At 30.8% G+C, this 13,109-nt stretch carries 14 protein-coding genes; 11 read left to right on the forward strand and 3 right to left on the reverse strand.

The features are described 5' to 3' along the window. Window positions 1-199: 199 nt before the first annotated feature. From IM532_RS05210 to rfbD, 9 genes are all read left to right on the forward strand, one after another. Window positions 200-859: a CBS domain-containing protein gene (locus tag IM532_RS05210; RefSeq protein WP_194182385.1), complete on the forward strand. Its 660-nt coding sequence runs from the start codon at window positions 200-202 to the stop codon at window positions 857-859. Between the two features lie 2 nt (window positions 860-861). Next, the gene (locus IM532_RS05215) at window positions 862-1,746 is read left to right on the forward strand and encodes an NAD kinase (RefSeq protein ID WP_194182386.1); all 885 of its coding nucleotides are present in this window, start codon (window positions 862-864) and stop codon (window positions 1,744-1,746) included. 101 nt (window positions 1,747-1,847) lie between these two features. Then, entirely contained in the window at window positions 1,848-2,621 is a 774-nt protein-coding gene (gene porG / locus IM532_RS05220) for a type IX secretion system protein PorG (RefSeq protein ID WP_194182387.1), read from the forward strand. A 12-nt stretch (window positions 2,622-2,633) separates the two neighbouring features. Further along, window positions 2,634-3,377 carry an isoprenyl transferase gene (locus IM532_RS05225; protein ID WP_194182645.1) on the forward strand — a complete coding sequence of 248 codons (744 nt, stop codon included), beginning with the start codon at window positions 2,634-2,636 and terminating at the stop codon, window positions 3,375-3,377. Between the two features lie 22 nt (window positions 3,378-3,399). Beyond that, window positions 3,400-5,919: an outer membrane protein assembly factor BamA gene (bamA, locus tag IM532_RS05230; RefSeq protein WP_228063668.1), complete on the forward strand. Its 2,520-nt coding sequence runs from the start codon at window positions 3,400-3,402 to the stop codon at window positions 5,917-5,919. A gap of 61 nt (window positions 5,920-5,980) precedes the next feature. Continuing rightward, the gene (locus tag IM532_RS05235; RefSeq protein ID WP_194182388.1) at window positions 5,981-6,598 is read left to right on the forward strand and encodes an OmpH family outer membrane protein; all 618 of its coding nucleotides are present in this window, start codon (window positions 5,981-5,983) and stop codon (window positions 6,596-6,598) included. Window positions 6,599-6,623: 25 nt separating this feature from the next. After that, window positions 6,624-7,139: an OmpH family outer membrane protein gene (locus IM532_RS05240; RefSeq protein ID WP_194182389.1), complete on the forward strand. Its 516-nt coding sequence runs from the start codon at window positions 6,624-6,626 to the stop codon at window positions 7,137-7,139. 57 nt (window positions 7,140-7,196) lie between these two features. Further along, window positions 7,197-7,748: a dTDP-4-dehydrorhamnose 3,5-epimerase gene (gene rfbC, locus IM532_RS05245; protein ID WP_194182390.1), complete on the forward strand. Its 552-nt coding sequence runs from the start codon at window positions 7,197-7,199 to the stop codon at window positions 7,746-7,748. Between the two features lie 9 nt (window positions 7,749-7,757). Continuing rightward, the gene (rfbD, locus tag IM532_RS05250; protein WP_194182391.1) at window positions 7,758-8,615 is read left to right on the forward strand and encodes a dTDP-4-dehydrorhamnose reductase; all 858 of its coding nucleotides are present in this window, start codon (window positions 7,758-7,760) and stop codon (window positions 8,613-8,615) included. A gap of 74 nt (window positions 8,616-8,689) precedes the next feature. On the opposite strand, the gene serS is transcribed toward rfbD, so the two are convergent. After that, entirely contained in the window at window positions 8,690-9,958 is a 1,269-nt protein-coding gene (gene serS, locus IM532_RS05255) for a serine--tRNA ligase (RefSeq protein WP_194182392.1), read from the reverse strand. Between the two features lie 454 nt (window positions 9,959-10,412). Here serS and IM532_RS05260 point away from each other — a divergent pair, with 454 nt between their 5' ends. After that, the gene (locus tag IM532_RS05260) at window positions 10,413-10,661 is read left to right on the forward strand and encodes a hypothetical protein (protein WP_194182393.1); all 249 of its coding nucleotides are present in this window, start codon (window positions 10,413-10,415) and stop codon (window positions 10,659-10,661) included. Window positions 10,662-10,711: 50 nt separating this feature from the next. On the opposite strand, the gene IM532_RS05265 is transcribed toward IM532_RS05260, so the two are convergent. Together IM532_RS05265 and IM532_RS05270 are read right to left on the reverse strand one after the other, a co-directional pair. Next, the gene (locus IM532_RS05265) at window positions 10,712-11,836 is read right to left on the reverse strand and encodes a DNA polymerase III subunit (protein ID WP_194182394.1); all 1,125 of its coding nucleotides are present in this window, start codon (window positions 11,834-11,836) and stop codon (window positions 10,712-10,714) included. Window positions 11,837-11,863: 27 nt separating this feature from the next. Next, the gene (locus IM532_RS05270) at window positions 11,864-12,532 is read right to left on the reverse strand and encodes a copper homeostasis protein CutC (RefSeq protein ID WP_194182395.1); all 669 of its coding nucleotides are present in this window, start codon (window positions 12,530-12,532) and stop codon (window positions 11,864-11,866) included. Between the two features lie 111 nt (window positions 12,533-12,643). On the opposite strand from IM532_RS05270, the gene IM532_RS05275 reads away from it, so the two are divergent. Continuing rightward, complete coding sequence (locus IM532_RS05275; protein WP_194182396.1) at window positions 12,644-13,060, forward strand: Fur family transcriptional regulator; 417 nt, start codon at window positions 12,644-12,646, stop codon at window positions 13,058-13,060. Window positions 13,061-13,109 lie beyond the last annotated feature (49 nt).

Below are 13,109 nucleotides of genomic sequence, written 5' to 3' on the forward strand. Positions count from 1 at the left end.
AGTTACTGAACGTTAATTATACCTTCAATATACAATAAATGCACCACTTTTATTTGTTTTTAATGGATTTAGAGAATGGCTTATTATTTGTTTATGGGGTTATAAACCAGATTTTTAACATATCTACAAATTTTTGTTAAATATCAAAAGGTATACTATATAATAAGAGATATCTAGTTAAAAATTTTAAATTTGCAGCATGTACGTTACAGCTTACCTATCTAAAGATATTATCCCAGGTAAAGTTAATTATTCCCCACAACATTTATTAAAAATGGTTCAGGAGATGAAATTAACTCATATTCCTATGTTTAGTGGTCTTACATTTATAGGAAATATAGCAGAGGAAGATTTAATTGAACTTTCTACGTTAGAACAATCTGAAGTGAAATTTTATGATTATACTGAATCCTTTTTCTTGTCAGAAGATCACACCATTTTTGAAGCTTTCCAATTAATGTACATGAATCACACCAATATATTACCAGTTATTACTCCAGATTCAAAGTATATAGGTTGTGTAACAGCCCAATCTCTCATAGAAGCTATGACTAATTTTCCTTTTATATCAGAAATTGCAGTTTCTATGGTGGTATCCACTGCGACAAAAGAGTTGTCTATGAGTGCCATTACAAATATTGTAGAAGCAAATAATGGAAAAGTCTTCGGATTGATGATTATAGATGAGGTTGAAGACAGAACCAATGTTTTAGTTAGATTTAGTTCTTCGAATTTATTATCTATAGGAGAAACTTTTGAAAGATATGGTTATCAAGTGATTCAGAAATTTTATAATGATGAAAAACAAGAGTTGTTGCAAAATAGATATGCACAACTTTTAAAATACATGAATACATAGAAATGGTTAAAGTTGCTCTTTTTGGTCAAAAAACAAGCACTTCTTTAGAAGACGTTATAACACCTTTTTTAAATTTTTTATCTTCACATAAAGTAAATTATTGTATAGAAGAAAAATTTTTACAAACAATATCTGTGCTTACAGATGTTAATCTTACAAATGTTGAAACCTTTACTTCTTACGAAGATTTAGATAAAACAGTAAAATTATTTTTCACTTTTGGAGGCGATGGAACAATATTATCTGCTGCTACAATCGTCAAAGATTCGCAAATTCCAATTGTTGGTGTTAATACAGGACGATTAGGATTTTTAGCTACAATCAATAAAAGTGTATTATTGGAACAATTAGAGAATTTCTTTAATGGTAATTACCATATTATACCTCGATCATTATTAAAGATTGAAAGAAATGATGGAGTAGAAATAAAAGATAATTATGCGATTAATGAAATTACCGTTACACGCCGAGAAACAACATCTATGATTACTATTGATACTTATCTAGATGGAGAATTTCTAAACTCATTTTGGTCAGATGGTTTAATTATTTCCACACCTACAGGATCTACTGGTTATAACTTAAGCTGTGGAGGTCCTATTGTTCATCCTTCTAACCAAAACTTCATTATAACACCTGTTGCACCTCATAATTTAAATGTTAGACCTCTTATTGTATCAGAAAATTCATGCATAGATTTAAAGATAAGAAGTAGAGCAAATGAATATTTTTTATCCTTAGATTCAAGAAATTTAGCTTTAACAACAGACGTTGAGTTAAGAATTTCTAAAGCAGAATTTAAAATCAATATAGTAGAAGCAAATGACGCAAGTTATTTTACTACTTTGAGAGATAAAATGTTGTGGGGGTCAGATAAAAGAAATTAATATTACAATAAATCTTCTTAATTTTTGTTAAATCAGTTATCTTGAATTGACTTTTGTTTATATTTGTTCGAAATATTTAGCAAAAGCCGTAAAATTAATACATGAGAAAAATTTTATTATTCATCTTTGTCATCTGCTTTTCATCAAGCATTTTTGCCCAAAGACATGAAATCGGAATTTTTGCTGGAGGAGCAAATGTGATAGGAGACATAGGAAGTAGTTATTATATTAATCCATTTCCTACAAGATTAGAACAAGGAGGTAAAATAGTTTTACCCATCTCAATAGGAGGTCTTTACCGTTTTAATATTAATCCACATATGGGTTTCAGAGTAAATCTTTCTTATTCACATGTTGGAGCAGGAGATTTTAACTCAGGAGAACAATATAAAATTGATCGTAATAAGAGTTTTACGAATGATATTAAAGAAGGGGCTCTATTATTTGAATATAATTTTAATGATATAAATGAGGCTCAAGAATTTGCTCATTCACCATATATTTTCTTTGGTGGAGCAATTTTTAATGCCAAAAATAGAATTTATGATTATGATCAAAAAACAGGGAAAGTATTTCATGAATCACTAAAGGAAAACAAAATTACATTCCCATTTGGAGTTGGATATAAAATAAGATTTAATTATGCTTGGGTATTAGCCTTTGAAACTGGATTTAGATATACAAATCAGGATTTCTTGGATTACAATACAGCAGGTATTACAACCGAATTAATGGACGCGGGAAAAATTGATCCAAAAATTAATGCACAAATTCTAGATAAGAATTTTGGAAATAAGAGTAATAACGACTGGTATGTTCAAACTGGTCTATCTCTTACTTATAGTTTTGGACGACCAGCATGTTATTGCAATTAATATAAAATGGAGATCAGTTTAATAGATCAAATAGATAGAAATAAATTACCTCAGCACGTTGCAATCATCATGGATGGTAATGGACGTTGGGCGAAATTAAATGGGAAAGAAAGAACTTTTGGGCATAAAAATGCACTGAAAGCGGTGAGAGCATCTATTGAGTGTTGCAGAGAGTTAGGTATCAAATATTTAACACTTTATGCGTTTTCTACAGAAAATTGGAATCGCCCAAAATTAGAAGTAGCATTTTTAATGACCTTATTAAGTAATGCTATTAATAAGGAAATTAAAGAACTTCATAGCAATAACATACGTTTAAATATTATCGGAGATTTAACGAAATTACCTTCGTCAGCTCGTAAAGATTTACAAAAAGCTATAGAACTTACTAAAAATAACACAGGTTCTGTTTTGACATTAGCGCTTAGCTATGGTTCAAAAGAGGAAATTATCGGTGCAATAAAAACAATTGCTAACCAATATAAAGAAGGTAAAATCATTGAAGATGATATTACTGAAGAACTTGTAAACAATAACTTATATACCCATAATATGCCTATGGTCGATCTGATGATTCGTACCAGTGGAGAAACACGTATTAGCAATTTCTTACTTTGGCAAATTGCCTATGCAGAGCTGTATTTTACACCTGTACTTTGGCCAGATTTTACACATGATTCATTTTATGAAGCAATATTGTGTTATCAAAGAAGAGAACGCCGTTTTGGTAAAATAAGTGAACAATTAACGAACTGATCGAACTGGAAATAGAGGGATTATGAAGAAAATTATTTGGACAATGTGTATGTTTGGAGCCTACATTGCTAATGCGCAAGTAGATTCAATACAGAATGTTGTTTCAGCACAACAAGAGAATTATGAGGTGGATTACATGGATCCAAGAATGTTTATTCTACAAGATATTGAAATTGTAGGAGACATTAAATTCTCAAAAAATCAGATAATTCGTTATGCTGGTTTCTCTATTGGAGAAGAAATTGAATTGCCTGGTACTAAGGTAAACAACGCAGTAAAGAAATTATGGCGTTCAAAAATGTTTTCTGATATAGATATTTATATCAAAGAAATAAACGGGAGTAATGTAATTCTTACTCTAGAGTTGGTTTCGGTACCAGAATTAGCTGATATTAAAATTAATGGTATTAAAAAATCTCAACGAGAAGATATCATTAAAGATAATAAATTAAATCCTGGTGTTAAAATCACGAATAATTTATTGAATTCTACAAAAAATAAAATTCAAGAATACTATACACAAAAAGGATTTCCAAACTCAACAATTAATGTACAACATAATTTAGTAGAAGGATCAAAAGATCAAGAAAACTTAGTTTTAAATGTTGACAAAGGTGAGCGTGTAAAGATTAAAAGTATAGTTTTCGAAGGGAATAAAGACTTGTCTAGTAAACGATTACGTAAATCGATGAAGGATACAAAACAGAAATCAATCAATATTTTCAAATCATCGAAAATGATTCCTGATAAGTATCAAACAGATTTACAAAACGTTGTAAATGAATACAAATCTGTAGGTTTTCGTGATGCAAAAATTGTTTCAGATACAATTATGCAAGTGGATCCTAAAAATTTAGTTGTAAAAATTAACCTAGAAGAAGGTAAGCCATACTACTTAGGTGAGGTTACTTTTTCAGGAAATTCAATTTATACATCAGAGCAATTAAAACGAGTATTTTCTTACAAGTCAGGAGATCGTTATGATGCCGTAGGTATTAATAAAAAGATTTCAGGTTCAGATAAAGATGATGATATCCAAACATTATATATGAATAATGGATATTTATTTGCACGTGTTTTCCCTGTGGAAAAAAATGTAAAAAATGATACCATAGATTTGGAAATCAAGATTTATGAAGGAACACAAGCAACTTTAAATAAAGTAACAATTTTAGGAAACTCTGAAGCACATGATCATATTTTATATCGTGAGCTAAGAACAAAGCCAGGAGATTTATTTTCAAAAACTGAGATACGTCGTACGTTGATGGAATTAGCCTCTTTAGGATATTTAGAGCCAACGCAGATTTCGCCAGATATTCAACCAAATCCAGAAAATAATACTGTAGATATTGAATGGAGAGTTGCTCCAAAATCTTCATCACAAGTAGAATTACAAGGAGGTTACGGTGCAGGAACTTTTATTGGTACTTTAGGACTTACATTTGGTAACTTTTCTATAGGAAATTTATTTAGAGGAGAAGCTTGGAAACCTGTTCCTATGGGAGATGGACAGTCTTTATCCGTTCGTGCACAAGCAGGTAATGGTTATAAAAATTACAGTTTATCGTTTACAGAACCTTGGATAGGAGGAAAACGTCCAACTGCATTATCTACATCTTTCTATTTCTCACAATATGGTTATACTGACCAATGGGGTGAAAAAGCTAATTTAGATATCATTGGAGCAACTGTAGGATTAACTAAGTTATTAACTTGGCCAGATGATTATTTCCGTTTATCACACTCTATCGCTTTCCAACGCTATAATTTTGACAATTATAATTTAACGGTAGGTAATTTAAATTATGAAAATGGATCATCAAATAATGTTAATTATACTTTAGGATTAACTAGAAATTCTGCCGGTCCAGATCCAATTTTCCCAGAAGATGGATCAGAAATGAGTATTTCTGCTACAGCAACATTACCATATTCTTTATTAGGAAAAAATAAAGATTATGCTACAATGTCTGATACAGAGAAATTTGAGTGGTTAGAATACTATAAAATTAAAGCTAGAGCATATTGGTATAAACAAATAGCAGGTAAACTAGTTTTAAGAATTGGTGGTGAATTTGGAGCTTTAGGTAATTATAATCGTAAAGTAGGAACAATTCCATTCGAGCGTTTTTATCTTGGAGGAACTGGATTATCTCAATCTAGATTTGATGGTCGTGAGATTGTTGCATTAAGAGGATACGAAGATTCATCAACAGGAGGAGGACAAGTCGGAGATTTGACACCTACAGGAGGAGGAACTATATATAATAAATTCTCTTTAGAGCTACGTTACCCAATTACTATGAGCCAACAAGCTAAAATTTATGGTTTAACTTTCGCCGAAGGTGGAAATGTTTGGGAAAGTACAAGAGATTACAAACCATTTGAGTTAAAGCGATCTGTAGGTGCAGGTGTACGTATTTATATGGCAGCATTTGGATTATTAGGATTTGATTTCGGATACGGATTTGATAAAGGATTTGGACAAACAGAGCGTTCTGGATGGCAAACGCATTTTATTATTGGACAACAATTCTAAATTTATTACATTAGCGTTACCAAATTATTTGGCATAGTTTTAGAATTAACACACCTTGAATATGAAAAAATGGATTAGCTTTATAGTTGTATTCTTTGGGTTATTTAACTCAGTTTCGGCACAAAAGTTTTGTTACGTAGATTCTCAATATATTTTGGAAAATTTACCAGAGTATACAAAGTCTCAATCAAGATTAAAAACTCAAACAGAAGCTTGGCAAAAAGAGCTGGAAGTGAGACAAGAAAACTTAAACAAAGTTCAAAATGCTTTTGAAGCTGAAAAAATTCTTTTAACTGCCGATCAAGTAAAAGAGCAAGAAAAGAAAATAGCAGAAGAATTAGCAGCTATTAAAGAGCTTCAAGAAAAGAGATATGGTCCTTCGGGAGATTTAGTATTTTTAAGAAGAGCTTTAGTTAAGCCCATTCAAGATCAAATTTATAATGCTACAAAACAAGTAGCGGATAAAAGAGGTTACAGTTTTGTATTCGATAAAGGTTCGGATTTGATAATGATATATACTGATCCAAAATTTGACATTAGTAGAGAAGTATTAAATGTATTATCTCCTGATGAAAAAAACTCGAAAACAAACCAAAAAGGAACATCAAATAATAACAATAATAATAAAAGTAATTCTGGTTCTAAAGTAAATACAACAAATAGAACTTCGAAGAAATAATTAAATTAAACTAAACATAACAGAAATGAAACAATTTAAATCAATAGCATTTTTAGCAATGATGGTTATCGGAAGTGTTATTACTTTCGCGCAAGATATCGCTCACATCGATACACAAGCAGTTTTAGAAGCTATGCCAGCTTATAAAAAAGCAGAAGCTGATTTAGAAACAATGGGTAAAGGGCACCAAACTAAAATTGCAACAATGGAAGCTGAATATAAAACTTTCATGGAAAGTGTTCAGAAGCAATTAGCAGGTAAATCTCCTGAGGAATCTCAAAAAATTATTACAACAAATAAATACCAAGAGAAAGATCAAGAATTACAACAAAAATTCCAAGCTTACCGCCAAGCTGCACAAGAAGAAATGGTAGCAAAAGAAAAAGCATTATTTGATCCAATCGAAAAAAGAGTTAATGATGCGATTTCTGCAGCAGCAACTAAAAAAGGAATTAAATATGTATTACCAGCTGGAGTAACTATTTACAAAAATGGTGGATACGATTTATTCAACGATGTTAAAAAAGAATTAGGATTATAATCTGAATTATAAATATCTTTAAGCCACTAATTTTAGTGGCTTTTTTTATACAACAAAATGAACGCAATAGAGACGAAATTAAAAGGTTGTTTTATTTTAGAACCAACCGTTTTTGAAGATGAGAGAGGATATTTTTTTGAATCTTACAATGAGCATAAAATGGAACAAATTCTAGGTTACAAGCCTACCTTTGTTCAAGATAATCAATCAAAATCTTCATTTGGAGTAGTTAGAGGTTTGCATATGCAATCAGGGGAGTTTTCTCAAGCCAAATTGGTACGTGCAATAGAAGGGACAGTAATTGATGTTGCAGTAGATGTACGACCAGATTCGCCAACTTTTGGTCAATCTGTAGCTGTAGAATTATCGGCAGAAAATAAAAGACAGCTGTTTATCCCACGTGGTTTTTTACATGGGTTTTCTGTAATTTCAGACACAGCAACATTTTTTTATAAATGTGACAATGGATATAATAAAGCATCAGAAAATGGAGTTACTCCATTAGATGAATCCTTGGCTATTGATTGGGGAATTTCTGTAGATCAAATGATTTTGTCAGAGAAAGATCAAGAAGCACAAAGTTTTGAAACTTTTAAATTAAACTTTTAAATTTCTTTGATGAAAAAAATATTAGTAACTGGTGCAAATGGCCAATTGGGGCAAGCTATACATGAAATTAGTACAAATTATAAAGAATTAGAATTTGTATTTGTTTCTCGAAATGAATTGGACATTACGAACCAAGAGTTAGTTAAAAACTATTTTGAAAATAATGTATTTGATGCAGTTGTAAATTGTGCGGCTTATACGGCAGTAGATTTAGCTGAATCAGATATAGCAAATGCACGGCTAATTAACGCAACAGCGACTCAATATTTAGCAGAAATTACAGCCAATAAGAATATACCTTTTATTCATATTTCTACTGATTATGTTTTTGACGGAACTATTTCTACACCACGTTTAGAAGCTGATCCAACTAATCCAATTGGAGTATATGGACAAACGAAGCTAGAAGGTGAATATTTAGCACTTTCTATCAATCCACAAACAATTATTATTCGTACGGCTTGGGTTTACTCGAAATATGGTAAAAACTTCGTTAAAACGATGCTATGGTTGTTCAAGGAGAAAGAAGAAATTGGTGTTATTGATGATCAAATTGGTTCCCCTACGAATGCAGTTGATTTAGCAGATGCAATTGCACAGATGTTATCAAAAGATAACCTGGTTTATGGAATCTATAATTATTCGAATGAAGGAAAATGCTCTTGGTTCGAATTTGCTTCTAAAATCAAAGCGTTAACTAATTCATCAATCATAATCAATCCTATTCCTACAACGTCCTATCCAACTCCTGCAAAACGTCCAGCGTATAGCTTATTGGATAAATCAAAAATTAAGGAAACGTATCAAATTGAAATCCCAAATTGGGAAGAAAGTTTATCAAAAGAATTGAAAGCAATGGGAGTTTAATACTCTTATCAACATAAAATAAGAAAAGCCACTCAATCGAGTGGCTTTTGATGTTATATAAAGAAATTTATTTCTTAGTTGATCACGTCGAAACGAGTGTAAGGACGTAAAGCTTCTGGGATAACAATAGATCCGTCTGCTTGTTGGTGGTTCTCTAAAATAGACGCTAGAATACGAGGTAAAGCTAATGCTGAACCGTTTAATGTGTGCGCTAATTGCGTTCCGTTTTCGTCTTTGTAACGTAATTTTAAACGATTCGCTTGGAATGTCTCAAAGTTTGATACAGAAGAAACTTCTAGCCATTTTTCTTGAGCTTCAGAGAAAACTTCGAAATCGTATGTTAAAGCTGATGTGAAACCAGTATCACCACCACATAAACGTAAGATGCGGTATGGTAATTCTAATTTTTCTAATAAACCTTTTACATGTTCAACCATTCCTTCTAAAGCTTGGTATGAATTTTCTGGTTTTTCAATACGAATAATTTCTACTTTCTCAAATTGATGTAAACGGTTTAATCCACGTACATCTTTACCATAAGATCCAGCCTCACGACGGAAACATGGTGAATATGCTGTATTTGTAATAGGTAATTCGTCTGCTTTTACAATCACATCACGATAGATATTTGTTACAGGGACCTCAGCCGTTGGGATTAAATATAAATCATCTTCGTTGATGTAGTACATTTGACCTTCTTTGTCTGGTAATTGTCCTGTTCCATATCCAGAAGCTTCATTTACTACGAATGGAGGAACCACTTCCTCATAACCAGCATCTGCATTGTAATCTAAAAAGAACTGAGTTAAGGCACGTTGTAAACGAGCACCTTTTCCTTTATAAACAGGAAAACCAGCACCAGTAATTTTTACACCTAATTCAAAATCAATCAAATCATATTTTTTAGCGATTTCCCAGTGAGGTAAGTTCTCTGGTTTTGGAGTTGCTACTCCATGCTCAAAAATTGTTTCATTATCATCAGCGTCTTTTCCAGCTTTTACACTTTCGTGAGGTATGTTAGGAATTTGATACAATAAACCTTTTAAAGCTTCCTCGTGTTGCGATAATGCATCTTGTAGTTCTTTGGATGAAGCTTTTAATTCAACCGATTTTTCTTTTAATACATTTGCTTCCTCCGCTTTACCTTGCTTAAATAAATTACCGACTTCTTTCGCTAACTTATTGGATTCTGCTAATATATTATCTAATTCAAATTGTGTTTTACGACGAAGTTCGTCAACATTTAACACTTCGTCAACAATAGCTAAGTTTTTAAAGTTACGTTTTTGTAATCCTTCAATAACTTTCTCTTTGTTTTCTTGAATATAAGAAACTACAAGCATATCTAAATTTATTTTTTCATTACAAATGTAAAAATAATATATCGTATAAAAACAGAATTTGTTTCACAACTTTTCATGTAAATTAATTAATTCTATAACTAATGTCTACTTTAATCCGATAAATGTTGGTTTATTTTGTTTAAGGATAATATTTTATAATAAAATTATTCAATTTTATTTTTTAAAAGATTTAATGATGAATAATAAACTTTAATACTGGATTATTTGACTTAACTTAATAAAAATCAAATTATTATATTTTACAAATATGATATTTTCATTGTAAAACAATAAAATAAAGTATTGATTATCAGTATTTTATTTTATCATATTTTAGAATTCTTATATTACAATTATATTGCATTGATTTTACATGCTAACACACTGTAATTGAGGTAAATTTGTCCTGTTAAACAATTAGAAGTTTATTAAACAAATTATAAAAAATATTAAAATGAAAAAATTTTTTGCATTAGTTGCAGTTGCAGCTTTATCATTAGGAGCAGTATCTTGTGGAGAGAAAAAAGTTGAAGAAACTACATCTGAAGAAGTAGTTGTTGATACAATCGCAACTCCAACAGATTCTACAATGTTAGAAACTCCAGCAGGTGATTCAGTTAAAATTGAAACTCCTTCAGATTCTACAGCAGTTTCAGTTGAAACTACAACTACTACAACTACTGAAGCAGCTCCAGCTAACTAATTAGAAAAAACTAATTAAAATATAAAAGCGACTCGTAAGAGTCGCTTTTTTTATATTGTTTTTCGATGTAAAAGTCGTGTTAATTTAATCGAGAGATCCAAGAAAATAAATTTAGCATTTCCATTTCTTTCTATGTGGTAAGAAGCTTCATTTATTTCATGTAATATCTCTTCAATATTTGCACCATGAATAAAAGGAGCAAAACCTTCCCACTTAAATCCTTCTGCATTGATTTGTATATTAACCAAATCATTGGCTTGATAAGTTTTCAGTAAGGCTTGGCGAAAAATTTCGCTACAAAAGTTAAGAAAATTCTTTTGTTCATCTCTCGACCATGATGCAATATCATTCGACCAATTAATTAAATCTTTTAATACAATAGGTGTTTTGGCTGCCATAAACGCTTTGCGTACCCATGTCACAAAATAACTATCAAATATTTGGCTCGTGTTATGAAGCAATAGAGAAGCTTCTCTCAAATTTCCTTGTGCTATGAATGCGATATGTTTAGCTTTTTCGTTGTCTACCGAATCATACTTTTGTAAATATTCTTCAATATCCTTCGTTTCTATGTTTGGTATTTTTACCAATTGACAACGAGAAGTAATTGTTGGTAGTAATAGATCTTCTCGTTCTGTTACTAAAAGGAAAAGTGTTTTTTGTGGTGGTTCTTCAATGATTTTAAGCAACTTGTTTGCTGAGGCAGTATTCATCATTTCAGGCATCCAAATAATCATAATTTTGTAACCTCCTTCATAGCTATTTAAAGATAGGGTTTTTACGATCTCGTCCGCTTCATCAACATTTATAGCACCTTGTTTTTTCTCAATACCAAGATGTTTCATCCAATCACTTAGATTTCCATAAATATTATGTTGTATAAATGAACGCCATTCTTTTAGCAAAAGTTTTGCTGTAGGTTTTTTTACATTTTCTGTTGCCGAAAAAGGGAAAGAAAAATGCAAATCTGGATGTTGTAAATTATTGACTTTTATATGACAATTATTTTCCTCTTGTCCACATAATACTTCTTGTGCATAAGCCAAAGCCAATGCTAGAGTTCCTGACCCTTCTGGACCAGCAAACAGTTGAGCATGACTAATTCTCCCATCTTTTATAGATTGTCTTAATTTCGATTTAATTTCAGATTGTCCTACAGTTTTGTCCCAAAGCATAAGTCAAAGGTATGATTTTTATTAAAGCTAATTGATGAGTTTTTTTAAACGATTGATTTCTTCCAAATTAGCAATTTCAGAATTATTTAATAATGCAGAAGAATGATAATATGGAGCATTAGTTTCAATTTTAATTTTAGAAATATTGGTAGATCTTAGACCTCCACCAGGCATTATTTCAATTCTATTATGAGCTAGTCGAACCAATTCTTTGAGTCTTGTTATACCTGAATCAACATTCTGGCTCATCCCAGAAGTTAGTAGGGTTTTAAAGCCTAAATAAATAATTTGTTCTAATGATTCGTTTAAATTTTGTGTGCGATCAAAGGCTCTATGAAATGCACATGGATAAGGATATGCTAAATCAACTAATTCTTTATTTCTTTTTATATCAATTGTGTGGTCAGAATTAAGTATTCCGAAAACAAAACCTTCTACATCTAATGCCTTGATAATTTTTATTGCAGATTTCATTTCTTCAAACTCATCTTTTGAATAACAAAAATCACCTCCTCTTGGACGAATCATTATTCGAATTGCTTGACTTGAATGTTCTTTAAGAATTTTAATATCTTCGATTTTTGGAGTAGTTCCTCCAGCTAATAAATCTGAACAAAATTCAATTCGATCTGCTGCCGATTTTGCTGTTATTAAAGCTGATTCAAGATTAAAACAAGCAATTTCTAGTTTGTACATAATTCAGATTATTAAACAACAAAAATAGGTATTATACTATTGAATAATAAAATTCTTTATGATTTAGTCTGGTGTAAAATTTGTAAATTTATAGATGTAAAATTGATAAAAATGCAAACGCAAGAGCTAACTAATCTTCTAAAAAATAGAGCTATTAATCCAACTGCAATGCGTTTACTGGTTTTAGATAAATTAATGCAATCTAATGTTGCATTGAGCTTAGCAGATTTGGAGTTTGAAATGGATCAAGCAGATCGAATTACAATTTATAGAACCTTAAAAAAATTTGAAGAGAATAAATTAATTCATAGTATTGAAGATGGTACGGGATCTATAAAATATGCCATTTGCGAATCTAATTGTAAATGTACGCCAGAGTATACACATGCCCATTTTCATTGTACTTCATGCAATCAAACTTTTTGTTTACGTAAAATTCATCTTCCGGAAATTACCTTGCCAAGAAATTTTAAAGTTGATCAAACATCTTTCACTTTAAAAGGAATTTGTGATCAATGTAATGCTTAATCTTCTTTGCAATCAGATTGCATAAATCATTTTATACATTTGTTTTGTA

Origin of the sequence: Faecalibacter rhinopitheci (genome assembly GCF_015234135.1) — a bacterium.
Taxonomy (GTDB): domain Bacteria; phylum Bacteroidota; class Bacteroidia; order Flavobacteriales; family Weeksellaceae; genus Empedobacter; species Empedobacter rhinopitheci.